28 protein-coding genes are annotated in these 23487 nt (G+C 73.0%); 7 read left to right on the plus strand and 21 right to left on the minus strand.

Going from position 1 to position 23487, the window contains the following annotated elements:
- Positions 1 to 178: 178 nt before the first annotated feature.
- The 9 genes from trpA to hisI form a co-directional block, all read right to left on the minus strand.
- Positions 179 to 994 carry a tryptophan synthase subunit alpha gene (gene trpA / locus ACZ53N_RS13160; protein WP_469140964.1) on the minus strand — a complete coding sequence of 272 codons (816 nt, stop codon included), beginning with the start codon at positions 992 to 994 and terminating at the stop codon, positions 179 to 181.
- Complete coding sequence (trpB, locus tag ACZ53N_RS13165; RefSeq protein ID WP_469140965.1) at positions 994 to 2238, minus strand: tryptophan synthase subunit beta; 1245 nt, start codon at positions 2236 to 2238, stop codon at positions 994 to 996. The genes trpA and trpB overlap by 1 nt, the downstream gene beginning before the upstream one ends.
- Positions 2239 to 2342: 104 nt before the next feature.
- On the minus strand, positions 2343 to 2528 hold the full coding sequence (gene trpM / locus ACZ53N_RS13170; protein ID WP_469141094.1) for a tryptophan biosynthesis modulator TrpM: 186 nt from the start codon (positions 2526 to 2528) through the stop codon (positions 2343 to 2345).
- A 62-nt stretch (positions 2529 to 2590) separates the two neighbouring features.
- Positions 2591 to 3400 (minus strand): indole-3-glycerol phosphate synthase TrpC, encoded by an 810-nt coding sequence (gene trpC, locus ACZ53N_RS13175; RefSeq protein WP_184730640.1) that lies wholly within the window; start codon positions 3398 to 3400, stop codon positions 2591 to 2593.
- Positions 3401 to 3532: 132 nt separating this feature from the next.
- The gene (locus ACZ53N_RS13180) at positions 3533 to 3946 is read right to left on the minus strand and encodes a DUF2752 domain-containing protein (protein WP_469140966.1); all 414 of its coding nucleotides are present in this window, start codon (positions 3944 to 3946) and stop codon (positions 3533 to 3535) included.
- 275 nt (positions 3947 to 4221) lie between these two features.
- A complete protein-coding gene (locus ACZ53N_RS13185) occupies positions 4222 to 4458 on the minus strand; it encodes an HGxxPAAW family protein (protein ID WP_469140967.1) in 237 nt (78 codons plus the stop codon).
- 112 nt (positions 4459 to 4570) lie between these two features.
- Positions 4571 to 5251: a TIGR02234 family membrane protein gene (locus ACZ53N_RS13190; RefSeq protein WP_469140968.1), complete on the minus strand. Its 681-nt coding sequence runs from the start codon at positions 5249 to 5251 to the stop codon at positions 4571 to 4573.
- Between the two features lie 187 nt (positions 5252 to 5438).
- Positions 5439 to 7007: an anthranilate synthase component I gene (locus ACZ53N_RS13195; RefSeq protein ID WP_469140969.1), complete on the minus strand. Its 1569-nt coding sequence runs from the start codon at positions 7005 to 7007 to the stop codon at positions 5439 to 5441.
- Between the two features lie 11 nt (positions 7008 to 7018).
- Positions 7019 to 7441 (minus strand): phosphoribosyl-AMP cyclohydrolase, encoded by a 423-nt coding sequence (gene hisI, locus ACZ53N_RS13200; RefSeq protein WP_469140970.1) that lies wholly within the window; start codon positions 7439 to 7441, stop codon positions 7019 to 7021.
- Positions 7442 to 7523: 82 nt separating this feature from the next.
- Here hisI and ACZ53N_RS13205 point away from each other — a divergent pair, with 82 nt between their 5' ends.
- Positions 7524 to 8387 (plus strand): septum formation family protein, encoded by an 864-nt coding sequence (locus ACZ53N_RS13205; protein ID WP_469140971.1) that lies wholly within the window; start codon positions 7524 to 7526, stop codon positions 8385 to 8387.
- Positions 8388 to 8468: 81 nt separating this feature from the next.
- Entirely contained in the window at positions 8469 to 9101 is a 633-nt protein-coding gene (locus ACZ53N_RS13210) for a TIGR03085 family metal-binding protein (RefSeq protein WP_469140972.1), read from the plus strand.
- 103 nt (positions 9102 to 9204) lie between these two features.
- Here the strand turns inward: ACZ53N_RS13210 and hisF are convergent, their stop codons facing one another.
- The 8 genes from hisF to hisD form a co-directional block, all read right to left on the minus strand.
- The gene (gene hisF / locus ACZ53N_RS13215) at positions 9205 to 9960 is read right to left on the minus strand and encodes an imidazole glycerol phosphate synthase subunit HisF (protein ID WP_469140973.1); all 756 of its coding nucleotides are present in this window, start codon (positions 9958 to 9960) and stop codon (positions 9205 to 9207) included.
- Positions 9957 to 10364, minus strand: coding sequence for a RidA family protein (locus tag ACZ53N_RS13220; protein ID WP_469140974.1), 408 nt, complete (start codon positions 10362 to 10364; stop codon positions 9957 to 9959). The genes hisF and ACZ53N_RS13220 overlap by 4 nt, the downstream gene beginning before the upstream one ends.
- Positions 10361 to 11092: a bifunctional 1-(5-phosphoribosyl)-5-((5-phosphoribosylamino)methylideneamino)imidazole-4-carboxamide isomerase/phosphoribosylanthranilate isomerase PriA gene (gene priA / locus ACZ53N_RS13225; protein WP_365371195.1), complete on the minus strand. Its 732-nt coding sequence runs from the start codon at positions 11090 to 11092 to the stop codon at positions 10361 to 10363. Before priA ends, ACZ53N_RS13220 begins: the two co-directional genes overlap by 4 nt.
- 207 nt (positions 11093 to 11299) lie before the next feature.
- Positions 11300 to 11941: an imidazole glycerol phosphate synthase subunit HisH gene (gene hisH / locus ACZ53N_RS13230; protein ID WP_469140975.1), complete on the minus strand. Its 642-nt coding sequence runs from the start codon at positions 11939 to 11941 to the stop codon at positions 11300 to 11302.
- Positions 11938 to 12105: a hypothetical protein gene (locus ACZ53N_RS13235; RefSeq protein WP_365207098.1), complete on the minus strand. Its 168-nt coding sequence runs from the start codon at positions 12103 to 12105 to the stop codon at positions 11938 to 11940. The genes hisH and ACZ53N_RS13235 overlap by 4 nt, the downstream gene beginning before the upstream one ends.
- 88 nt (positions 12106 to 12193) lie before the next feature.
- On the minus strand, positions 12194 to 12787 hold the full coding sequence (gene hisB / locus ACZ53N_RS13240; protein WP_418098928.1) for an imidazoleglycerol-phosphate dehydratase HisB: 594 nt from the start codon (positions 12785 to 12787) through the stop codon (positions 12194 to 12196).
- Positions 12784 to 13908 carry a histidinol-phosphate transaminase gene (locus ACZ53N_RS13245; RefSeq protein WP_469140976.1) on the minus strand — a complete coding sequence of 375 codons (1125 nt, stop codon included), beginning with the start codon at positions 13906 to 13908 and terminating at the stop codon, positions 12784 to 12786. The genes hisB and ACZ53N_RS13245 overlap by 4 nt, the downstream gene beginning before the upstream one ends.
- Positions 13909 to 15216, minus strand: a complete 1308-nt coding sequence (hisD, locus tag ACZ53N_RS13250; protein WP_469140977.1) for a histidinol dehydrogenase — start codon at positions 15214 to 15216, stop codon at positions 13909 to 13911.
- Between the two features lie 187 nt (positions 15217 to 15403).
- Here hisD and ACZ53N_RS13255 point away from each other — a divergent pair, with 187 nt between their 5' ends.
- The 4 genes from ACZ53N_RS13255 to ACZ53N_RS13270 all read left to right on the plus strand — a co-directional run bounded on the left by ACZ53N_RS13255 (position 15404) and on the right by ACZ53N_RS13270 (position 18553).
- The gene (locus ACZ53N_RS13255; protein ID WP_469140978.1) at positions 15404 to 17002 is read left to right on the plus strand and encodes an oxidoreductase; all 1599 of its coding nucleotides are present in this window, start codon (positions 15404 to 15406) and stop codon (positions 17000 to 17002) included.
- 64 nt (positions 17003 to 17066) lie between these two features.
- Positions 17067 to 17804: an LON peptidase substrate-binding domain-containing protein gene (locus tag ACZ53N_RS13260; protein WP_469140979.1), complete on the plus strand. Its 738-nt coding sequence runs from the start codon at positions 17067 to 17069 to the stop codon at positions 17802 to 17804.
- A 55-nt stretch (positions 17805 to 17859) separates the two neighbouring features.
- Positions 17860 to 18363 (plus strand): Cys-tRNA(Pro) deacylase, encoded by a 504-nt coding sequence (ybaK, locus tag ACZ53N_RS13265; RefSeq protein ID WP_469140980.1) that lies wholly within the window; start codon positions 17860 to 17862, stop codon positions 18361 to 18363.
- A 115-nt stretch (positions 18364 to 18478) separates the two neighbouring features.
- Positions 18479 to 18553, plus strand: a complete 75-nt coding sequence (locus tag ACZ53N_RS13270; RefSeq protein ID WP_430542707.1) for a 50S ribosomal protein bL37 — start codon at positions 18479 to 18481, stop codon at positions 18551 to 18553.
- Between the two features lie 213 nt (positions 18554 to 18766).
- On the opposite strand, the gene ACZ53N_RS13275 is transcribed toward ACZ53N_RS13270, so the two are convergent.
- The 4 genes from ACZ53N_RS13275 to ACZ53N_RS13290 form a co-directional block, all read right to left on the minus strand.
- Positions 18767 to 19399 carry an ABC transporter permease gene (locus ACZ53N_RS13275; RefSeq protein ID WP_469140981.1) on the minus strand — a complete coding sequence of 211 codons (633 nt, stop codon included), beginning with the start codon at positions 19397 to 19399 and terminating at the stop codon, positions 18767 to 18769.
- Between the two features lie 59 nt (positions 19400 to 19458).
- A complete protein-coding gene (locus tag ACZ53N_RS13280; protein ID WP_469140982.1) occupies positions 19459 to 20319 on the minus strand; it encodes an ABC transporter permease in 861 nt (286 codons plus the stop codon).
- 48 nt (positions 20320 to 20367) lie between these two features.
- Positions 20368 to 21396 (minus strand): ABC transporter ATP-binding protein, encoded by a 1029-nt coding sequence (locus ACZ53N_RS13285; protein ID WP_362217575.1) that lies wholly within the window; start codon positions 21394 to 21396, stop codon positions 20368 to 20370.
- 143 nt (positions 21397 to 21539) lie between these two features.
- Positions 21540 to 22868: an NYN domain-containing protein gene (locus ACZ53N_RS13290; protein ID WP_469140983.1), complete on the minus strand. Its 1329-nt coding sequence runs from the start codon at positions 22866 to 22868 to the stop codon at positions 21540 to 21542.
- Between the two features lie 267 nt (positions 22869 to 23135).
- On the opposite strand from ACZ53N_RS13290, the gene ACZ53N_RS13295 reads away from it, so the two are divergent.
- Complete coding sequence (locus tag ACZ53N_RS13295; RefSeq protein ID WP_184730600.1) at positions 23136 to 23309, plus strand: hypothetical protein; 174 nt, start codon at positions 23136 to 23138, stop codon at positions 23307 to 23309.
- Positions 23310 to 23487 lie beyond the last annotated feature (178 nt).

Consider the following 23487-nt stretch of genomic DNA (forward strand, 5'->3'; position numbering starts at 1 on the left):
ACGGCCCCGGCGATCAGGGCCCGCTTGCGCTTGGCGCGGGACTCCTCCCTCTGACGCTGTTCCTGCAGCCGCTCGCGGGCGCTGCGCTTTCCGTCGCTGTTCTTCTGGCTCACATCCCGCTACAACGAACCGGGGGCGCACCCATGCGCGCCCCCGGCCGTGTTTTCCTTCAAACGGATTACGCGCGCCTCGCGACGCCCGCGGCGAGTTCACCCGCCAGTGCGCGCACTCCGGCCAGGCCCGTCTCCAGGTCGGGGGCGTCCAACAGCCGCTTCACGAAGGCCGATCCGACGATGACACCGTCGGCGAACTGCGCGACCTCCTCGGCCTGCCGGGCGTTGGAGACGCCGAGTCCGACGCAGACGGGCAGCTCGGTGACCGCGCGCGTGCGCCGTACCAGTTCCTCCGCCTCCTGTCCGACGGACGCGCGGGTGCCGGTGACGCCCATCAGCGAGGCCGCGTAGACGAAGCCGCTGCCCGCTGCCGTGATCTTGGCGAGCCGCTCGTCGCGGCTGCTGGGCGCGACGACGAACACGGTGGCCAGGCCGTGCTGTTCGGCGGCCTTGCGCCATACCTCGGACTCCTCGACCGGCAGGTCCGGCAGGATGCAGCCCGCTCCCCCGGCCTCGGCGAGATCGGCGGCGAACCGCTCGACGCCGTAGGCGTCGACGGGGTTCCAGTAGGTCATGCAGAGCACCGGGGCGCCCGTCGCGGCGTGCGCCTCGCGGACCGTGCGGATCACGTCGACGATTTTGACGCCGCCGCGCAGGGCGATGTCGTCGGCGGTCTGGATGACCGGGCCGTCCAGGACCGGGTCACTGTGCGGCAGCCCGACCTCGACGACGTCACAGCCGCCCTCGACCATGGCGGTGACGGCCCGCACGCCGTCGTCGACGGTCGGGAAGCCGGCCGGGAGGTAGCCGACGAGCGCGGCGCGCCCCTCGGCCCTGGCCGTGGCCAGTACGGAGCTGAGCAGTTCGATGTTGCCCGCCATCACTTCGCCCCCGCAGCGTCGTTGTCGTACAGCCCGAAGTAGCGCGCGGCGGTGTCCATGTCCTTGTCACCGCGCCCGGAGAGGTTGACCAGGACGAGCCCGTCCGGGCCGAGCTCCTTGCCGAGGTCGAGGGCGCCCGCGAGCGCGTGGGCGCTCTCGATCGCGGGGATGATGCCCTCGGTGCGCGACAGCAGCCGCAGTGCCTCCATGGCCTCGTCGTCGGTGACGGCGCGGTACTCGGCGCGGCCGAGGTCCTTGAGGTAGGAGTGCTCCGGACCGATGCCGGGGTAGTCGAGCCCGGCGGAGATCGAGTACGGCTCGGTGATCTGGCCGTCCTCGTCCTGGAGGACGTAGCTGCGGGAGCCGTGCAGGATGCCGGGGGTGCCGGCGGTGAGGGTGGCCGCGTGCTCGCCGCTCGCCACGCCGTGGCCGCCCGGCTCGCAGCCGATCAGCCGGACGCCGGTGTCGGGCAGGAAGGCGTGGAAGAGGCCGATGGCGTTGGACCCGCCGCCGACGCACGCCACGGCGACGTCCGGGAGACGGCCCGTCCGCTCCAGGATCTGGCGGCGCGCCTCGACGCCGATGACCCGGTGGAAGTCGCGCACCAGCGCCGGGAAGGGGTGCGGGCCGGCGACGGTGCCGAAGAGGTAGTGGGTGCGGTCGACGTTGGCGACCCAGTCGCGGAACGCCTCGTTGATGGCGTCCTTGAGGGTGCGGCTGCCGGACTTCACCGCGACGACCTCGGCGCCGAGCATCCGCATCCGGGCGACGTTGAGCGCCTGGCGCTCGGTGTCGACCTCGCCCATGTAGATGGTGCACTCCAGGCCGAAGAGCGCACAGGCGGTGGCGGTGGCCACGCCGTGCTGTCCGGCACCGGTCTCGGCGATGACCCGGGTCTTGCCCATGCGCTTGGTGAGCAGCGCCTGGCCCAGCACATTGTTGATCTTGTGGGAGCCGGTGTGGTTGAGGTCCTCGCGCTTGAGGAACACCCGGGCGCCGCCCGCGTGTTCGGCGAAGCGCGCCACCTCGGTCAGGGCACTCGGCCGACCGGTGTAATTGACCATCAGTTCATTGAGCTCGGCCGCGAAGGCGGGGTCCGCCTTCGCCTTCTCGTACTCCGCGGCGACCTCGTCGACGGCGGCGACGAGCGCCTCGGGGATGAATTTGCCACCGAAGGCGCCGAAGTAGCCCTCGGGGCTCGGGATGTGACCCTCCGGGTCCGGGATGAAGAAGTCAGACGACATCCGACGTACTCCTCAGTCGGGGCCCGCGGGCCCCGCTAGGTCTCGATGGACGGGCATCACGCTATGCGGAGAGGACGACCGTCGACCGCGACTTCCGCGCGCGGCTATGCCGTGGTGCGGTGGGGGCGGTCCGTCGTCGTGCGCATCGTGGGGCGACGCCATCGCATGCCGTTGATCTGACCCGGCTCACAGCCGATGTGATAGCGCACCCGGCGGCCGTGGACCCGGCGGGCGGGCGCGCGGCAGCCGCGGGGGCGGCAGCCGCGGGCGAGTCGCGCGTACGCCGCCATGCCGACGGGGGCCGAGTGTGTGCTCGGCCCCGGGCGGCTGCGGCGGCGGATCATGGGAGGGGTCAGCCCCTGCCGTGCCGCAGGGCGGGGTGCGCGCCGGCGGCGACGAGGTCGGCGACCGCGCCGCGCGGGTCGCGGCCGGTGACCAGGGACTCTCCGACGAGCACCGCGTCGGCGCCCTCGTTGGCGTAGGCGATGAGGTCGTGCGGGCCGCGCACCCCGGACTCGGCGATCTTGACGATGTGGTCCGGGATCTCGGGCGCGACGCGGGCGAAGTTGTCGCGGTCGACCTCGAGGGTCTTGAGGTTGCGGGCGTTGACGCCGATGATCCGGGCGCCGGCGTCGACCGCGCGCTGGACCTCCTCCTCGTCGTGCACCTCGACCAGCGGGGTGAGACCGATCGACTCGGCCCGCTCGATGAGGGAGACCAGGGCTTCCTGCTCGAGGGCGGCGACGATCAGGAGGGCCAGGTCGGCGCCGTACGCGCGGGCCTCCCACAGCTGGTAGGCGGTGACGATGAAGTCCTTGCGCAGGACCGGGATGTCGACCCGGGCCCGGACGGCCTCCAGGTCGGCGAGCGAGCCGCCGAAGCGCCGCTGCTCGGTCAGCACGCTGATGACGGCCGCGCCGCCCGCCTCGTAGTCCGCGGCGAGTCCGGCGGGGTCGGCGATCGCGGCGAGCGCGCCCTTGGAGGGGCTGGAGCGCTTGACCTCGCAGATGACGGTGACGTTCTCGCCCTTGAGGGCCGCTACGCCGTCCTTGGCCTGCGGGGCCTTGGCGGCCCGCTGCTTGAGCTCGTCGAGGGTGACGCGCGCCTGCCGCTCCGCGAGGTCGGCACGGACACCGTCGATGATCTCGTCGAGCACACTCACGCGAGCGGCCCCCTTCCGGACTCGGATGGTCTGGGCTGGCGGCTGGAAATCACCCCACCAGGACTTGCGATGGTACTTGCCGGAGGGCGAAGGACTCGCATCCGGTTGACGCAGGTCCCGCCAGGTGGACATTCATGGGATCAGAGCCGACCCGAACGGCAGATTCCGTACGACGGTGAAGAGGAGGACGAGGCCGCCCAGCGCCCACCAGTGGCCGGGACGCAGGGCCCGTGCGGGGGCGGCGGGGGCCGCCCGCAGGGCCCTGGCCAGCCACATGGCCCAGAACACGGCGAAGGCGGCGTAGCCGGCGACGGCCAGGGCGTTCGCGCCGAGCGCGGTGGCCAGGTCACCGTGGACGAGGGCGTGGACGCCGCGCAGCCCGCCGCAGCCGGGGCAGTACAGCCCGGTGTGGCGCAGCAGCGGGCAGGCCGGGTAGTGGCCGGCCTCGTTGGGGTCCACGGCGCCGATGTAGACGGCGGCCGCACCGAGCGCCGCCGCGACTCCGAGCGGGGCGGCGAGGCGGTGCGCCAGGGACTCGGGCGGCATGGGCCGAATGGGCGGCACAGGCGGTACGGGCGGCATGTGCGGCACAGACGGCACGGGCGACGCAGCCGACGTCGTGGTGCCGCCGGGGGCCGCTGGATCCTGAGGACGGCTCGCGTGGTCCCTCACACCGTCGAGTCTCCCCCGGGAACGACGAAGGCGCAGCTCAGGGCCGCGTACGGACAGCCGTACGGGCCCAAGCCGCGCCAGGTGCGCCCGCGGGTGCCGCCCGGGGTGCCGGGCGGCGGCGAGAAGCTCTGCGTGGGACGAGGCGGAGGTCAGCCCTGCGTCTGCGCGTGCGACTGCGGGGCGACGGGGCGCTTGCGGGTCTGGCCGAGGCCCGCGGCCCGCATGCCCATGCCGACGACACCACCGAGGGCGATCACGACCATTCCGGCCCAGAAGCCCATGGGCTTGGCCATCACCGTGAACGCGCCGGAGATGCAGAAGCCGATGAAGGCGATGATGACACCGGTCCAGGCGGCCGGAGTGTGTCCGTGGCTGCTACCCGACATGAGTATGACTCCTCGTTGCTGTATCGCGCCTGCGGGCGCAGAGAGAACGCTCGATGCCATTGTCCCCGACGGCCGGGGCTGCCTTGAGCTGGGGTGGGCGTGTCTGTCCCGGCTACTTCCGGGAGGTGTCCCCGGTGGTTCCGCCCGTGGTTTCGCCGGTGGGGTCCTCGCCGCGGTCGAGGGCCTTCCACAGCTCCTCGGGGCGGTCCGGGTCGGGGGCGGTGCGGGCGCGGCGCGGGCGGGGGGTGCCGTCGCGCTCGTAGCGGCCGGACATGGCGGGCCAGTGGCGGCCGTAGCGCAGGGCGAGCAGCCCGGCGAGGAGCAGCAGCACGCCGCCGGCGAGGGCCACCCACGGCCAGGCGGTGTGGGTGACGTTCTCGATGGCGCCGTCGGTGAGGCCGCCGACCTTGCTCGCCTTCTCCTTCAGGGCGGCGGTGTCGGAGACACCGCCGAGCGCGCCCGCGATCACACCGGCGCCGCTCAGGGCGAGCAGCGCGGCGACGGCGATCCGGCCGGCGCCGCGGACGGCGAAGACGGCGACCAGCGCGGCGAGGCCGACGATGGCCAGCGCGCCGGGCAGGCCGCTGACGTCCTGGCCGCTGGCCTGCCGGACGACGCTGCCCTGGGCCACGGCGGCGGTTCCCTCGGCCCAGGTGCGGCCGCCGGAGAGCAGGACGAGGGCCGCGCCGAGCGCGCCGAAGAGCAGGGCGACGCCGACACTGCGTCTGGCGCCGCTGCCGGTGCGCGGGGCGGGCTGGGCTACGGGGCGGGGGTGGGGTACGGCTGCGCTCACGGTTACCACTATCCCCCGCCCGGGCGCCGGGCCCCAACGCGGGGGCCTGCCCGGCCGTGGCATCGCACCTCCGCCGCGCGGCTGTGTCCTCAATCGCCGGACGGGCTGAAATCAGCCCGTCCGGCGATTGAGGACGCGCCCGCAGGGCGCCCACCGCCGCAGGCGGCACAGACGGCCCGCTGACCCCCTAGCCGGCGGCCAGCCGATTGGCGGTGTGGACGGCGCGCAGCACGGCGGCGGCCTTGTTCCGGCACTCGGCGTCCTCGGCGGCGGGGTCGGAGTCGGCGACCACGCCCGCGCCCGCCTGGACGTAGGCGGTGCCGTCGCGCAGCAGCGCCGTGCGGATGGCGATGGCCGTGTCGGAGTCGCCCGCGAAGTCGAGGTAGCCGACGCAGCCCCCGTACAGCCCGCGGCGGGCGGGCTCCAGCTCCTCGATGATCTGCATGGCGCGCGGTTTGGGCGCGCCGGAGAGGGTGCCGGCGGGGAAGCAGGCGGTGAGCACGTCGAAGGCGGTACGGCCGGGGGCGAGGCGTCCGGTGACCGTGGAGACGATGTGCATCACATGGCTGTAGCGCTCGATCGACATGAAGTCGACGACCTCGACGCTGCCGGGCTCGCAGACCCGGCCGAGGTCGTTGCGGCCGAGGTCGACGAGCATCAGGTGCTCGGCGCGCTCCTTGGGGTCGGCGAGGAGTTCGTCGCCGAGCGCGGCGTCGGCCTGCGGGCTCGCCCCGCGCGGGCGCGTGCCCGCGATGGGGTGCACCATGGCGTGCCCGTCCTCGACCTTGACGAGCGCCTCGGGGCTGGAGCCGACGACGTCGAACGCGTCGCCGTTCTCGTGGGGGAAGCGGAACAGGTACATGTACGGGCTGGGGTTGGTGGCCCGCAGGACCCGGTAGACGTCGAGGGCGGAGGCGGTGCAGGGCGTCTCGAAGCGCTGGGAGGGCACCACCTGGAAGGCCTCGCCCGCGCGGATGCGCTCCTTGATGTCCTCGACGGCCGCCCTGTAGTCGGCGCCGCCCCAGCGTGCGGTGTATTCGGGGAGTTCGGAGGGCGGCAGGACGGTGGGGTTGGTGGGCGTGGGCCGGTGGAGGTCGGCGGCCATCGCGTCGAGCCGGGCGACGGCGCCGGCGTAGGCCTCGTCGATGCCGGTGTCGAGGTCGTTGTGGTTGATCGCGTTGGCGATCAGCAGCACGGTGCCGTTCCAGTGGTCGAGCACCGCGAGATCGGAGGTGAGCAGCATCGTCAGCTCGGGCAGCCCGAGGGTGTCCTCGCCCAGCTCGCCGATCTTCTCGAGGCGGCGGACGATGTCGTAGCCGAGGTAGCCCACCATGCCGCCGGTGAAGGGCGGCAGCCCGGCATCCTCTATGAGGTCGCGCGGGGTGTGCAGGGCCGCCACGGTGTCGCGCAACGCCTCCAGCGGGTCGCCCTCGGTGGGGACGCCGACGGGCGGGGTGCCGAGCCAGTGGGTCTGCCCGTCGCGGACGGTGAGGGTGGCATCGCTGCGGACGCCGATGAAGGAGTAGCGGGACCAGGTGCGGCCGTTCTCGGCGGATTCCAGCAGGAAGGTGCCGGGCCGTTCGGCCGCCAGCTTGCGGTAGAGGCCGACGGGCGTGTCGCCGTCGGCGAGGAAGCGTCGGGTGACCGGGATGACCCGACGGTCCTTCGCGAGCATGCGGAAGGTGTCGGCGTCGGGGGTGGTGGTACCCGTGGTCGCGGCGCGGGGGGCCGGGACGCCTGAGGTCGTGGCAGCCATGGCAGCGGAGCCTACTTGGCCAGGAGCAGGACGTCGGCATCGAAACAGGTGCGGTCACCGGTGTGGCAGGCGGCGCCGACCTGGTCGACCTTGACGAGGAGGGTGTCCGCGTCGCAGTCCAGGGCAACGGACTTGACGTGCTGTACGTGCCCGGAGGTATCGCCCTTGACCCAGTACTCGCGGCGGCTGCGGCTCCAGTAGGTGCAGCGGCCGGTGGTGAGGGTGCGGTGGAGCGCCTCGTCGTCCATCCAGCCGAGCATGAGGACCTCGCCGGTGTCGTACTGCTGGGCGATGGCGGGGACCAGGCCGTCGGCGTCGCGCTTGAGACGGGCGGCGATGGCGGGGTCCAGACGTCCGGATCCGGACGCTGATCCGGACGGTGCTCCGGGAGAGCGGGGGCCGGTGGGGTTGCTGGGGAGGGCGTTGCCGGTCATGTGGCCATTCTGCCGCTTCGAGCCGGTGGGGTTGCCGTAACCCACTGGCCGGGCTGTCAGTGGCATGCGGCATGCTTCGCCCATGACCTCTCCGCCTCCGCCGAACACACCCCGATCGCCCGGCGACGGCGGTGGATTCGGCCCACCGCAGAGTTTCGGCCAGCCCTACGGGCAGCAGGTCCCGCAGGGGGCGCCCGGTCAGCCGGGCCAATCCGGCCAGCAGTACGGGCAGCCGGGGTACGGCGCCCAGCAGCCGTACGGCGGGCAGCCGGGCTTCGGGCAGCAGTACGGGCAGTTCGCGCCTCCCATGCCGCCGCCCCCGCCGCCCTCGGGCGGTAACGGCGCGAAGGTCGCCGCGATCGTGGTCGCCTCGGTGCTGGTGGTGGGGCTGGCAGTCGGCGGGGTGATCCTCTCGCGGAGCGGCGACAAGGACGACAAGCCGACCGCGCGGGGGACGTCCTCGCCGAGCGCGTCCCCGTCTGCCGCGGCTTCGGCGTCCCAGGACTCCACGGGCCTCTCGCCGGGCGAGGGCGGCGCGGTGGAGGGCGGCAAGTCGGCCGACCCGAGCCTGCCTTCGCTGCCGAACATGGTTCCCTACGTGGTTCTCAAGCCCGGCCAGTGCTACGACCACCCGGCGCTGAGCAGCGCCGTCACCAGGGTGGAGACGCGGTCGTGCGACAGCGCGCACGACGGCGAGGTGGTGGCCAACGAGACCTTGACGGGTACGTTCGCCACGCAGCGGGACATCCAGGAGAAGGCCGTGGAGCTGTGCAACGCCGAGGCGGAGAAGCGCGTGCGCGCCATAGCCGACGGCCGCCGGTACTACTCGTACACGCTGATGCCCGCCAAGACGACCTACGACCGCGGGCAGAACCAGCTGTCCTGCACGATCACCCTCAGCAATGCCCGGGGTGGCGCGAAACTGACCGCGCCGCTGCCGGAGTAGGGGGCCGGGACCGGCTGGTGGGGATACGGGGGCAGGCGCGGCACCATGGCACTGCCGAGGTGACGGTCGTAGGCTGACGCCATGTCAACCCATGCCCAGCGCGAACGCCTCCTCCTCGCCGACCTGTTGGAGACGGCGGGCCCGAACGCTCCGACGCTCTGCGACGGCTGGCGGACCCGTGATCTCGCGGCGCACGTCGTGGTCCGCGAGCGCCGCTCCGACGCGGCCGTGGGGCTGCTGCTCAAGCCGCTGGCCGGCCGCCTGGAGCGCGTGCAGGCCGAGTTCGCCGCGAAGCCGTACGAGGAGTTGCTCCGGCTGATCCGTACGGGCCCGCCGCGCCTGTCGCCGTACGCCCTCAAGCAGGTCGACGAGGCGGCCAACACCGTCGAGTTCTACATCCACACCGAGGACGTCCGCCGCGCGCAACCGGAGTGGACGCCGCGGGTGCTGGACCCGGTCTTCTCGGACGCGCTGTGGAGCCGCGTCGAGCGGATGGCGCGGATGCTGGGCCGCCGCTCGCCGGTGGGCCTGGTGCTGCGGCGCCCGGACGGCCGGACGGCCGTGGCCCATCGCGGCACTCCGGTGGTCACGGTCACCGGGGAGCCGGGCGAGCTGACCCTGTTCGTCTTCGGCCGCCAGGGCGCCGCCCGGGTCGAGCTGGACGGCGACAAGGACGCGCAGGCGGAGCTGCTCGAGGCGAAACTGGGAATCTGAGGGCCCTGCGGGCGGCTTTCCCTGTCGCCGGACGGGCTTGATCGCTGCCCGGACGGGCTGAAATTCAGCCCGTCCGGCACTTGAGGACAAAGGCGGGCGCGCCCTAGCGCACGGGGTGCCCCGCCTCGCGCAGGGCCGTCTTGACCTCCGGGATGCGCAGCGTGCCGAAGTGGAAGACCGACGCGGCCAGGACCGCGTCCGCGCCCGCCTCGATGGCCGGGGCGAAGTCCGCGAGCTTGCCGGCGCCGCCGCTGGCGATGACGGGGACCGTGACGTGCCGGCGCACCGCCGTGATCATTTCGGTGTCGTAGCCGCTCTGTGTGCCATCGGCGTCCATCGAGTTCAGCAGGATCTCGCCGGCGCCCAGCTCGGCCGCCCGGTGGGCCCACTCCACGGCGTCCAGGCCCGTGCCGCGCCGGCCGCCGTGCGTGGTGACCTCGAAGCTGCCGGACGGGGTACGGCGGGCGTCCACGGACAGCACCAGCACCTGACGGCCGAAGCGCTCCGCGATCTCGCGGATCAGCTCGGGCCGCTCGATGGCCGCGGTGTTGACCCCGACCTTGTCGGCGCCGGCCCGCAGCAGCTTGTCGACGTCGTCGGCGGTGCGAACGCCGCCGCCCACGGTCAGCGGGATGAAGACCTGCTCGGCCGTGCGGCGCACCACGTCGTAGGTCGTCTCGCGGTTGCCGGAGGAGGCGGTGATGTCGAGGAACGTCAGCTCGTCGGCGCCCTCCTCGCCGTAGATCTTGGCCATCTCGACGGGGTCGCCCGCGTCGCGCAGGTTCTGGAAGTTGACGCCCTTGACGACCCGGCCGTTGTCCACGTCCAGGCAGGGGATGACTCGGACCGCCAGGGTCATGTGCTCAATGCTCCTCGGTAAGCTTCTACTTCTACTTCGACCAGGACACGCGAGTCGACGAAGCCGGAGACCACGGCGAGGGTCGCCACGGGACGTACGGCGTCGAAGAGTTCCTTGTGGGCGCGGCCGACCGCGTCCACGTCCCGCGCGTGGGTCAGATACATGCGGGTGCGGATGACGGACTCGACGCCGAGGCCGAACTCGCGCAGCGCGGCGAGCGCGTTGCCGAAGGCCGTGAGCGTCTGTTCGTACGGATCGCCCTCGCCCTGCAGGACGCCGTGCACCAGCGGCATCGTCCCGGCGACGAGGACCCGGTCCCCCGCCGCCACGGCACGCGCGAAGCCGATCGACTCCTCCCAGGGGCTGTCTGTCTGCACGCGCCGCGGGGCTGGGGATTCGGTCATACGGACACTGCCTCCAGGGCTTCTTCCAAGGTGAACGCCTTGGCGTAGAGCGCCTTGCCGACGATGGCACCTTCGACGCCCTCCGGTACCAGAGTGGCGATCGCCCGCAGATCGTCAAGGGACGAAACGCCACCGGAGGCGACGACCGGCTTGTCGGTGGCCGCGCAGACGCCCCGGAGCAGCTCCAGATTGGGGCCCTGGAGGGTGCCGTCCTTGGCGATGTCGGTCACGACGTAGCGGGCGCAGCCCTCGGCGTCCAGCCGGGCGAGGGTCTCGTACAGGTCGCCGCCGTCGCGGGTCCAGCCGCGGCCGCGCAGGGTGGTGCCCCGGACGTCCAGGCCGACGGCGATCTTCTCGCCGTGCTCGGCGATGACCTTGGCGACCCACTCGGGGCTCTCCAGGGCGGCGGTGCCGAGGTTGACGCGGGTGCAGCCGGTGGCGAGGGCGGCGGCCAGCGAGGCGTCGTCGCGGATGCCGCCGGACAGCTCGACCTTGATGTCCATCGAACGGACGACCTCGGCGACCTGCGCACGGTTGTCGCCGGTACCGAAGGCGGCGTCCAGGTCCACCAGATGCAGCCACTCGGCGCCCGCCCGCTGCCAGGTGAGGGCAGCGGACAGCGGGTCGCCGTACGACGTCTCGGAGCCGGACTCGCCATGGACGAGGCGGACGGCCTGGCCGTCACGGACGTCGACGGCGGGGAGGAGTTCGAGGCGGTTGGCGCTCAAGGCATGTTCCTAGATAGCAGGGTCGAGAGGGCTGGGGTGTGTCCGCGAAGTCGCGGCGTACGCCCAAAGGCGTGGCCCGCGGCGTTGGGGGCGTGCGATCGCAAGGCGGAGGGTCGTCCTCCTACCGGGCGTACCCGGGCGAGCCCGACAACGCAGCGAGCGCGCGTGCCGGGCGTCGCGGGCCAGGCGCGAATTTGCGGACACACCCTAGAGGGTGGCGAGCCAGTTGGTCAGCAACTGGGCGCCGGCGTCGCCGGACTTCTCGGGATGGAACTGGGTCGCGCACAGCGGTCCGTTCTCCACCGCGGCGATGAACGGCTCGCCGTGGGTGGCCCAGGTGACCTGGGGCGGCCGGATGTGGTCCGCGGTGATCTCGAAGCCCCACTCGCGCACGGCGTAGGAGTGCACGAAGTAGTAGCGGGTGTCGGCGTCGAGGCCCGCGAAGAGCCGGGAGTCCGCCGCCGGGGTGACGGTGTTCCAGCCCATGTGCGGCACGACGGGGGCCTTGAGCGGCTCGACCGTGCCGGGCCACTCGTCCAGGCCGTCGGTCTCGACGCCGTGCTCGATGCCGCGCTCGAAGAGGATCTGCATGCCGACGCAGATGCCCATCACGGGCCGGCCGCCGGACAGCCGGCGCCCGACGATCCAGTCGCCGCGGGCGGCGCGCAGCCCCTTCATACAGGCGTCGAACGCGCCGACGCCGGGGACGAGCAGCCCGTCGGCGGTCATCGCCCGGTCGTAGTCCCGGGTGATCTCCACCTCGGCGCCGACGTGCGCGAGGGCACGCTCGGCGGAGCGGACGTTGCCGAATCCGTAATCGAAGACGACGACCTTCTTGCGGTCGCTCATTCCCAGACCCCCTGCAGTCGCAGCACACCGGCCACCAGGCACATCGCGGACGCTATGCCGAGCAGCACGATCAGGCCCTTGGGCATGCCCTGCTTGGCGAAGGAAATGATCCCGCCGACGAGGAACAGGCCCACGACGATCAGGATGGTCGAGAGGCTGTTCACAGTGTCGATCCGTTCGCTTCTCCGCCCGCGCGGCGCAGCGGTGCGGGCATCAAGGTCATCCGCGGCCCGGTGGCCGCGCGTGCGTCGCTCACAGCGCGCCCTTCGTAGACGGGAGAATTCCAGCCGCGCGCGTGTCGCGCTCACTGGCGTAGCGCAGGGCGCGGGCGAGGGCCTTGAACTGGCACTCCACGATGTGGTGGGCGTTGCGCCCGTACGGCACGTGGACGTGCAGGGCGATCTGGGCCTGCGCGACGAAGGACTCCAGGATGTGCCGGGTCATCGTCGTGTCGTAGGCGCCGATCATCGGTGCCATGTTCTCGGGCTCGGTGTGCACGAGGTACGGGCGGCCGGAGAGGTCCACGGTGACCTGGGCGAGGGACTCGTCCAGCGGGACGGTGCAGTTGCCGAACCGGTAGATGCCCACCTTGTCGCCGAGCGCCTGCTTGAAGGCGGCACCGAGCGCGAGGGAGGTGTCCTCGATGGTGTGGTGGGTGTCGATGTGCAGGTCGCCGTCGGTCTTGACCCGGAGGTCGAAGAGGCCGTGCCGGCCGAGCTGGTCGAGCATGTGGTCGAAGAAGCCGACGCCTGTCGACACGTCGACCTGCCCCGTGCCGTCGAGATCGATCTCGACGAGCACGGACGTCTCCTTGGTGGTGCGCTCAGTGCGGCCCACGCGGTTCATCGGTTGATCTCCTTGCGAATGGCACGTACCGCGTCGAGGAACGCGTCGTTCTCCGCCGGGGTGCCCGCGGTGACCCGCAGCCGGCCCGGTACGCCGTTGTCCCTGACCAGGACGCCGTGGTCGAGGATGGCCCGCCACGCCGCGTGGCTGTCCTCGAAGCGTCCGAACTGTACGAAATTGGCGTCGGACTCCGTCACCTCGCAGCCCATCGCACGCAGCTCGGTGACGATGCGGTCGCGCTCGGCCTTGAGCGCCTCGACGTAGGCGAGCAGCGTATCGGTGTGCTCCAGGGCCGCGAGAGCCGTGGCCTGGGTGACGGACGACAGGTGGTACGGCAGGCGGACGAGCTGGACGGCGTCGACCACGGCGGGGTGGGCGGCCAGGTAGCCCAGGCGCAGCCCGGCCGCGCCGAAGGCCTTGGACATGGTCCGGGAGACGACGAGGTGGGGGCGGCCCTCGATGAGCGGCAGCAGCGAGGGGTGGTGGCTGAACTCGCCGTAGGCCTCGTCCACGACCACGATCGAGGGCTTCGCCGCCTGCGCGGCCTCGTACAGCCGCAGGACCGTTGCGGCGTCGACAGCGGTGCCGGTGGGGTTGTTCGGGGAGCAGATGAAGACCACGTCGGGCCGCTGCTCGCCGATGGCCCGGACGGCCGCGTCGACGTCGATGGTGAAGTCGGCGGTGCGCGGGCCCGCGGTCCAGCCGGTGCCGGTGCCGCGCGAGATCAGGGCGTGCATGGAGTACGAGGGCTCGAAGCCCATCGCCGTGCGGCCCGGGCCGCCGAAGGTCTGGAGCAGCTGCTGCAGGATTTCGTTGGAGCCGTTTGCCGCCCAGACGTTGGCCAGGGCGACCTCGTGCCCGGCGGTGCGGGTGAGGTATTTCGCCAGCTCGGTGCGGAGCTCGACCGCGTCCCGGTCGGGGTAGCGGTTGAGGTGCCGGGCCGCCTCGGTGACGCGCTCGGCGATGCGGGCGACGAGGGGCTCGGGCAGCGGGTAGGGGTTCTCGTTGGTGTTCAGGCGGACGGGCACGTCGAGCTGGGGTGCCCCGTAGGGGGACTTGCCGCGCAGTTCGTCCCGGACGGGGAGATCGTCCCAGGGGGACGTGGTGGGATTGCCGGTCACTTACTTCGGCACCTTCCAGCCGAACCTCGCCTTGAGCGCGGCTCCGTGTGCGGGCAGGTCCTCGGCCTCGGCGAGGGTGACCACGTGGTGGGTGACCTCGGCGAGCGCGTCGCGGGTGTAGTCGACGACGTGGATGCCGCGCAGGAAGGACTGCACGGACAGGCCGGAGGAGTGGCAGGCGCAGCCACCGGTGGGCAGGACGTGGTTGGAGCCCGCGCAGTAGTCGCCGAGCGAGACCGGCGCGTACGGGCCGACGAAGATCGCTCCGGCGTTGCGCACCCGGGCGGCGACGTCGGCGGCGTTCGCGGTCTGGATCTCCAGGTGCTCGGCCGCGTAGGCGTCGACGACGGCGAGGCCCTGGTCGAGGTGGTCGACGAGGACGATGCCGGACTGGCGTCCGGCGAGCGCCTCGGTGATCCGCTCCTGGTGCCTGGTGGCGGCGACCTGCGTCTTGAGCTCGGCCTCGACGGCCTCGGCGAGCGCCTCGGAGGGCGTGACGAGGACGGCGGCGGCCAGCACGTCGTGCTCGGCCTGGCTGATCAGGTCGGCGGCGACGTGCGCCGCGTCGGCGGTGTCGTCGGCGAGGATCGCGATCTCGGTCGGGCCGGCCTCGGCGTCGATGCCGATGCGGCCCTTGAGCAGGCGCTTGGCGGCGGCGACCCAGATGTTCCCGGGGCCGGTGACCAGCTGCGCGGGGCGGCACTCGTCGGTGCCGTAGGCGAACATGGCGATCGCCTGGGCGCCGCCGGCGGCGTAGACCTCGTCGACGCCGAGGAGGGCGCAGGCGGCGAGGATCGTGGGGTGCGGCAGACCGCCGAAGTCCTTCTGCGGCGGCGAGGAGACGGCGAGCGAGGAGACGCCGGCCTCCTGCGCGGGGACGACGTTCATCACGACGGACGAGGGGTAGACGGCGTTGCCGCCGGGCACGTACAGCCCGACGCGCTCGACGGGGACCCAGCGCTCGGTGACGGTGCCACCGGGGACGACCTTGACCGTCTTGTCGGTGCGCCGCTGCTCGCGGTGGACGATGCGGGCGCGGCGGATGGACTCCTCCAGCGCGGCCCGTACGGCCGGATCCAGCCGCTGAAGGGCGCCGGTGATCTCCTCGGGGGCGACGCGCACCCGGTCGATCCGGACGCCGTCGAACCGCTCCGCGTAGTCGATCAGGGCCGCGGTGCCGCGATGATGCACGTCCTCGCAGATGGGCCGCACCTTTTCCAGGGCGGCCTCGACGTCGAGTTCGGCTCGGGGCAGCAGGTCGCGGTCGACGCCCGAGGCGGTACCGCGCAGATCGATTCGGGAGATCACACCGCCAATTGTCTCAGACCCGTCCCGACACACGGCGCGCCGTACCACTCAGTGATACGTCGCGTCGGGGCTGTTCGCCGTTGACGGGTGCCCGAAGAACAGTTGATCATCACTATCGGCGTTCAAGCGGGCACAGAGCGGGAATGGGACCTGTACAAGTGGTACAGGTGACGGGAGGGAAACGGCCGTGACCGAGCCACGAGACGGTGAACCGCCCGCCGGGCTCGATCTCACCACCGCCGAGTGGGGCATGTGGCAGGCGTTCCGCAATGGCAGCACCCACGATCTGCGCACCCCCTATCCCGAACGCAACGACCCGACCGGCCCGCACACCTGGGGGCCCGAGCGCAGTGTGCGCGCCCGGATCGTCGCCCTGCTGCTCCTGGACGGCCCGCCCGCCCAGCCGGGCCGCGTCTGCGCCCTGAAGCTCAACGGCGTGCACGTCACCGGCACGCTGGATCTCTCGGGCGGGACGGTCGTCCCGTATGTCGAGATGCACAATTGCCGGTTCGAGCAGCAGATCCTGTTACCGGAGAGCCGTTTCACCACGCTGCGGCTGGTCGGCTGCGCGATCCCCCGGCTGGAGGCGGCCCGGCTGACCACCGAGGGCGATCTGCATCTGCCGCGCTGCGTCATCCCGAGCGGCATTCGGCTGACGGACGCGCACATCGGGTCGGACCTGCTGCTCAACCAGATGATGGTGCGCCGGGACCGGCGGGGGCTGTCCATCGCCGCCGACGGGCTGACCGTCGGGCAGGACCTGCAGGCCGAGATGATGCGTTCCGACGGCGAGCTGAGCATGCGCGGCGGCAAGATAGGCGCCTCGCTGAGCCTGCGCGGCAGCTCACTGAACAACCCCTTCGGGCGGCGCGCCTTCAACGCCCCGCAGCTGACCGTGGAGCGCACCCTGTATCTCACTGCGGCCGGTGTCAGCGGTTCGCCCTTCGCCGGCGCCACTCCCCCGTACGGCATCACCAACACCCCCGCGCACGGCACCCGCCTGCAGAGCTTCGAGTGCCAGGGCGGGGTGCGGCTCGACGACGGGCGGTTCGGCGACGCGGTGGACCTCAGCCAGGCCCGGTTCGTGATGGAGGCGGACCAGGAGCTTTCCCTGCGCCGCGTGCAGACGCCCGAGCTGCGCTTCCTCGGGGAGCGGCAGCAGCGCGGGCGGGTGGTGCTGTCGGGGGCGCGGGTGGCCAATCTGGTCGACCGGGCGGACAGCTGGCCGGGGCCCGGCGGCCTGGTGATGGCCGGGTTCTTCTACGAGCACCTGATACCGCTCGGTCACTTCCCGCTGGCCCGCAGGCTGGAGTGGGTGGCGGCCGCCACCCCGGAGTACGCCCCGGAGCCGTACGAGCGGCTGGCGGGCGCTCTGCGGGCCAGCGGCGAGGACGCGGACGCGCGCGCGGTGCTGCTCGCCAAGCAGCGCCGCAGACGCGAGACGCTGCCGCTGGCCGGCAAGGCGTGGGGGTACCTCCAGGACTGGACGGTGGCGTACGGCTACCGCCCCGGGCGGGCGGCGGTGTGGATGGCGGTGCTGTGGGCGGTGGGCACGGTGTATTTCACATGGCGCCCGGTGGCGCCCCTGAAGGAGGGCGAGGGGCCGGAGTGGAGCCCCGTGCTGTACACCCTGGATCTGCTGCTGCCGGTCATCGACCTGGGGCAGGGCAATTTCTGGAAACCCCTCGGGGCCGCCCAGTGGGTGGTGACGGCCTTGATCCTGCTCGGCTGGGTGCTGGCCACCACGGTCGCCGCCGGGGCCTCCCGGTTGCTGCGCCGTCAGTGAAACCGCGGTCCGGGGAAATCCCGGCCGCCGTCGCCGCCTTCCGGGGCCATTAGGCTTACCGGCTGTGACCACCGCGCGCCTTCCGCTCTTCCCGCTGAACTCGGTGCTGTTCCCGGGGCTCGTCCTCCCGCTGAACGTCTTCGAGCAGCGGTACCGCGCGCTGATGCGCGATCTGTCGGCCCTGCCGGAGGACGAGCCGCGCCGCTTCGGCGTCGTCGCCATCCGCGACGGCAGCGAGGTCGCGCCCAGCGCGCCGGGGCTGCCCGAGGGCGCCCGGCCGGAGCCGGGACCGGCCTCCGGCTTCGGCGCCGACCCGATCAAGGCGTTCCACCTGGTGGGCTGCACGGCGGACGCGGCGACGATCCGCGAGCGCGAGAACGGCACGTACGAGGTGCTGGCCACCGGCACCACCCGTTTCCGGCTGCTGTCCGTCGACGCCTCGGGCCCGTATCTGACGGGTGAGGTGGAGACCATCGAGGAGGAGCAGGGCGAGGAGGCGGGCGCGCTCGCCTCCGGTGTCGTGCGGGCGTTCCGGGCCTACCAGAAGCGGCTGGCGGGGGCGCGCGAGCGCTCGCTGAACGGGGAGGCGGACCTGCCCGGCGAGCCGTCGGTGCTGTCCTATCTGGTGGCGGCCGCGGCGGTGCTGGACACCCCGGCCAAGCAGCGGCTGCTGGAGGCCCCGGACACGGCGGCCCGGCTGACGGCGGAGCTGAAACTGCTGCGCGCCGAGACCGCGGTGATCGGTAAGCTCCCGTCGCTCCCGGCCGTGGACCTCACCCGGCGGCCGACGAGCCCCAACTGAGCCCCGTCAAAACTCCCACGGGACTCCGACGGAACGTCAACGGAAGGGGCCGGCTTTGGCGAAGAAGCCGAAAAAACAACAGCAGTCCGGTGCCACGCCCGCGATCGTCGCCCTGGAGAAGGCGGGCACCGTCTTCTCCGTGCGCGCCTACGAGCACGACCCGGCCGCCCCCTCCTACGGCGAGGAGGCCGCCGAGGCACTCGGCGTCGATCCGAGCCGGGTGTTCAAGACCCTGGTGGCCGATGTGGACGGCGTGCTGACCGTGGCCGTCGTGCCCGTCTCCGGTTCCCTCGACCTCAAGGCCCTCGCGGCCGCGGTCGGCGGCAAGCGGGCGGCGATGGCCGACCCGGCGGCCGCGGAGCGGACCACGGGGTATGTGCGGGGCGGGATCTCGCCGCTCGGCCAGCGCAAGCGGCTGCCGACGGCGCTGGACGCCTCGGCCGGGACGTATCCGACGATCTGTGTCTCGGCGGGGCGACGCGGGCTGGAGGTCGAGCTGTCGCCCGACGACCTCGCGGCGCTGACGGGCGCGGTGCTCGCGCCGATCGCCCGCCCCTGAGCCACTCCCGCGCTCCCGCGCTCCTTGCCGTGGGCCTGGACTGTTGCGCGTCCCTCCATTACGACCGAGGGAGGCGGGCCGCCGTACGCGCGTCCCGCCCAGGGAGGGACCGCCCATGTCGAAGCGCACCCGCAAGCGTCGCTGGCGCCTGAAGAAGAACCGCGCCAACCACGGCCGACGACCGGCGTAACAGCACCGCTGCGCGGCGCTGTCCTCAAACGCCGGACGGGGTTGGGTTGGGTTGGGTTACCAAGCAAGAACATCCGGGGGGTGGAGAAGTGGACGGAAGGCGCGGAAAATGTGACGGAAAGCCGGACGACACCCCCCCTCCCCCCTTTTCCCCCCCCCCCCCCCCCCCCCCCCCCCCCCCCCCCCCCCCTTCCCCCCCCGCGCCCGCAGGGCGCTACGACTTCGGCGGAAGGCCGGACGCAGCCCAGTCCGGTTCCGGGTCGCGGGGACCGAACGCCGCTGTGAGGCCGAGGTGGACGGCCATCGCGGACAGGGGCCAGAACAGCAGCGCGCCCTTGGCCGCCAGCCGGAGCGGGGCATCGAAGACCACGCCCCGGCCGGCGGCCCGGGCGCTCGCGGCCACATCGGAGCTCGGGCCGAGCCACACCCCCAGCCGCCAGCCGATCACCGAGGCGAGCAGTGAGCCGAGGGCCAGCCCGATGACGAGGGGGATCCCGCCGCGGCGGAGGAACCAGAAGACCAGGGCCGCGCTCACCGCGCCGAAGCCCACCGCCAGCAGCACGAACGTGCCGTCCGCGCCGATCGCCTGCTCGCCCTCGGTGGCCTTGAGGTAGACGGCCTGGCCGTCCGAGATCAGCGGCACGCGCGGCGCCAGCCACAGCCACAGCAGCCCCAGCAGCACCCCGGCCAGGCTCACCACCGCGGCGACGGCCGCGGCCTGGCGCAGCTCGACGTGGAGCCCCGGCCCGTCGGCGGCCTCCCGGTGCACGAGCCCGTGCGGGGGGACCTGCGAGGGATGGTGCGAGGAGTCGTGCGGGGGTTCGTGCGGCGTCAGCGGTGCGGTCACCTTGCCATCGTGCCAGGTCGACGACGTGCCGTCGGCGGCAGGACCGCCGCTGCGGCGCGTCACCGCACGGCCGCCCGGCGGTACGCCCAAGTGGCGACGGCCAGCGAGACCACGCCGACGGCCGCGCACACCCCGAGGTCCGCGGCCACCAGCAGCCAGTCGGGCCGCTCGTCGAAGGTCCGCGCCAGGGCCTCCACGCCGTAGGTGGAGGGCAGCAGATCGCGCGCGTAGTCGATGGGGGCGGGCAGGTGCGCGGCCGGGAGGACGCCCAGCAGCAGCGCCGCGGACATGCCCAGCTGGCCGCACAGCGTCGCCAGTTCCTGCCGGGGCGCGAGCAGCCCGAGCGCCGCGCCGAGCCCGGCGAGGGCCGCCCCGGCCAGCGGGATCACCGCGACGAGCACCCACAGGTGGGTCATCGGCAGATGGAACAGCGCGCTTCCGACGACCGCCGTGACGGCCGTGCCGGGCACGGTGAAGGACGCGTACGCCGCCGCGGCGCCCAGTACCACCGCCGCGGGCGGCACCGGGAGGGTCGCGTAGTGGTCGAGGCCGCCGCTGGCACGCAGTTGCCCGAAGTACTGGGCGAGGAGGTTCAGTGCGACGAACGCCACGACCAGCACGCTGGACCCGGCGACCACGGCCCGCGCCTCGTCCCCGCCGTCCACGACCCCGCGCATCAGGACCATGATCCCGACGGACTGGAACGTCGCGACGAACAGCAGCGGGATCCGGGCCACCCGGGCGCGCGAGAGCTGCGCCCGGTACACGGCGACCAGGGCGGGCAGCAGCCGCGCCCGGGGAGCGAGCGGGGCGGCGCCGTCACCGTCGCCGTCGGACCAGGGGCGGGCGCGGCTCTCGGAGCGTGCCGGGTCCTCGGTCCCGGCCCGGCCGGACACCACCTCTGCGGATACAGCAGTCACCCGGCACAGCTCCTGTTCGGTCCGGTCCAGTGGCCCGTCATGAATGGGTCACCCCTTCACCAGTCCCTCCGTGCGGTCGCCGCCGAGCGCCAGATAGACGTCCTCCAGGCTCGGGGTGGCCAGCGTGAAGTCGTCGAGCGCGGCGAAGGCGGGGCCGCCGGTCACGGCGGCCACAGCGGCCCGCGCCTCGGCGGGGGCGAGCCGCAGCGACCAGCGGCGGCCCGACTCGTGGGCCGCGTCGCGCAGCGCCGCGACCTCGGGGATGTCCAGCGGGGGCTCGGCGCGCCAGACGAGTTCGACGCGGACCTCGTCGGCGACGAGCTCCTTGAGGCCGGTGGGGGTGTCGCAGGCGATGATCCGGCCGCGTTCGAGGACGGCGACCCGGTCGAGGACCGTCTCGGCCTCGATGACGTTGTGGGTGACGAGCAGCACCGTCGCGCCGCGCTCGGCGCGCCGCCGGTCGACGGCGGCCCAGACGGCGCGGCGCGCGACGGGGTCCATACCGGTGGTGGGCTCGTCCAGGACGAGCACGGGCCGTTCCCCGACGAGGGTCGCGGCGAAGCAGGCGAGCCGGCGCTGGCCGCCGGAGAGCTTCTTCAGCGGCCGCCCGGCGATCGGGGCGAGGCCCAGTTCGTCGATGACGGCGTCGCGCTCGGCGCGGGCGTCGCGCAGGGCGAGGCCGCGCAGCCGCCCGGTGGTCTCCGCGGCCAGGGACACCGTCAGCTCGTCGAGCGCGGTGGACTCCTGGCCGAGGTAGCCGACGAGCCTGGAGGCGCGCTCGGGGTGGCGTACGAGGTCGTGGCCGAGCAGGTCGACGCTGCCCGCGTCGGGCCGCAGCAGACCGGTGAGCTGGCGTACGAGCGTGGATTTCCCGGCGCCGTTGGGGCCGAGCAGCCCGAAGATCTCGCCGCGCCGGACGTCGAGGTCGATGCCGTCGGAGGCCCGCACGGCGGCCGCGCCGGGGGCGCCCCGCCGACCGCGCGCGGCGGGGTAGGTCTTGACCAGGCCGCGCACGGTGCACACCGCGTCGTCCGTCGCCCGCCCTGGGGAGCCCCGCTCCGCCTGTTTCGCGCCCATCCTCACGAGCTATGAGGGTACGCGCTCCGGCGCCCGCGGCTTGCTTCGGGGTGGCGCACCCGGGGCGGGTCGCACGCCGTCGGGCCCCGCCTTGCGAAGGTGGTCGCCGGCACGGCGGGAGGGAGCCTCCGACGTTTTCCGGCTCAGTCCCCCGCCGGGGCGTGCTCCGCCGCCGTGCGCGCGTCGATCTCGCGCCAGAATCCCGCCCGGATGGCATAGCGGTCGTGCTCGTCGATCTGGTCGTCCTTGTGCGCGAGCAGCCCGAAGCGGGCCGCGTAGCGCAGCAGCTCGCCGTCGATGCGGTGCGGGATCCGCGGGTACTCGGTGGAGAGGTGCTGGAGGTGGACGGAGTCGGTGAGGCGCTCGGTCCAGCGGCGGGCGAAGACCTGGCCGACCTCGAAGGGATCGCCGCCGACGGTGGTGATGTCCTCCTCGCGGTCGGCCCAGCGCTGTTCGGCGCTGGTGAGCTGGGCGAGCATGGGGAGGGAGGCCGTTTCGGGCGGCTCGCCCAAGCCGTTCCCGGCGCTGCGCTCGACCCAGCCCTTGTCGGAGGACCAGCGCAGGGTGGCGTTGGGGGCGGGTGCCGACCCTTGCCCGCCTTGCCCCGCGGCCTGGCCTGGCCGGTCCGCGCCGTTCTGGGGTGCCGGTCCGGCCAGGCCGCGGGCGAGGCCGGCGAGGTCCTTGGGGGTGGGCACGCCCTTGCTGCCGGGGGTCTCGGCGCCGCGCTCGGACTCGGGGCAGGTGTCGGGGCAGGGCTCGGCGGGGGTGGCGGGCCGGGTGCCGTTGCGCCGGTCGGGGCGGGCTTCGGCCGCGCGGCTCGCGGCGGCGGCCGCGGCGGCCGCCGCGGTCTCGGGGAGCGGCGCGGAGAGGATGGCGGCGATCTCGGGGCGGGGCGCGGGCTGGGGGGCGCAGATGCCGGTGAGTTCCTTGGCGCGGACGGCCCGGGTGATCCATGTGCGGTCCAGGACGCGCCGCTCGTCGGCTTCGGCGACGAGGTCCTCGGACTGGTTGTAGTCGCCGTCGGCGGCCTGGACGGCCCACAGGTGGACGGCGACGCCGTGTTCCTTGGCGGACATCAGGCCCGGGAGCAGATCGCCGTCGCCGGTGACGAGCACGATGTCGGAACAGGCGCGGTTGCGGGCCAGCTCGGTGAGCTCGGCGTGCATGGCCGCGTCGACCCCCTTCTGGGCCCACCGGCCGTCGCTGCGGGTCAGGGCTCCCAGCCGGACGGTGACGCGGGGCATGACGCGGAGCCTGCGGTGCTCGGGCTGGGGCACCCGGTCCGGGGCCCCGTCGAACCAGTAGATCCGCAGCAGCGGGCACTGCGTCTCGGCCTCGGCCCGCTCGCGCAGCCCCTGGATGAGGGTCGCGTGATCGACGGTGATGCGGGACCGGGCGGGTTCCCCGGCCAGCAGGCTCGCGGCGGCGCCCAGCAGATAGCCGGCGTCCACCAGGACGACGCAGCGGTCCACGTTCCACCCTCTTTCTGTCAGTTTGCTGTCAGTCCAGAAGTGCGGTCGCCCCCCGGCACGGTCGTGCCCCTGGTTTGCCTTGGCTTTCCTTGGAGTCTGCCCGACCGCACGGGGGTTATCAGTCCGAACTGGATCATCGGCGTGGCGGATACGGGCACAGATCGATAAGTGCATCTATCACGCACGGTAATTACCCGAAATGCACGGTTCGTCGGCGCGTGCCAGTGTGTTCGGCGGGGGGCGACCCCGACTTGGAGGCACAGCAGCATGGCCAAGAACAGGAAGCAGAACCGGGAGCAGCAGAAGAGCAGCGCGGCCGAGCGCGGTACGCAGCAGGCGAAGAGCTCCTCGATGGAGGCCCAGGCCGATCAGCGGCAGTCCCAGGTAACCCCGGGGGACATGGCGCGCAAGGGCCGTCAGAAGCGCTTCGGGCACAACTGATCGGCCGCCGGGCCGCCCGGCCGGAACCGGCCCGGCGCCTTGAAGTGAGAGTGGGGGGGGGGGGGGGGGGGCGGCTCACAACCCCCACTCCCCACCACCGGAAACTTGCCCCCCCTTTTTTCTCCCCCACACCACGACCCCCCCGACCCCCCCGCCCCCTCCCCCCCCCCCCAAAAAA

The sequence above is a fragment of the Streptomyces sp. NPDC033229 genome (assembly GCF_055576875.1).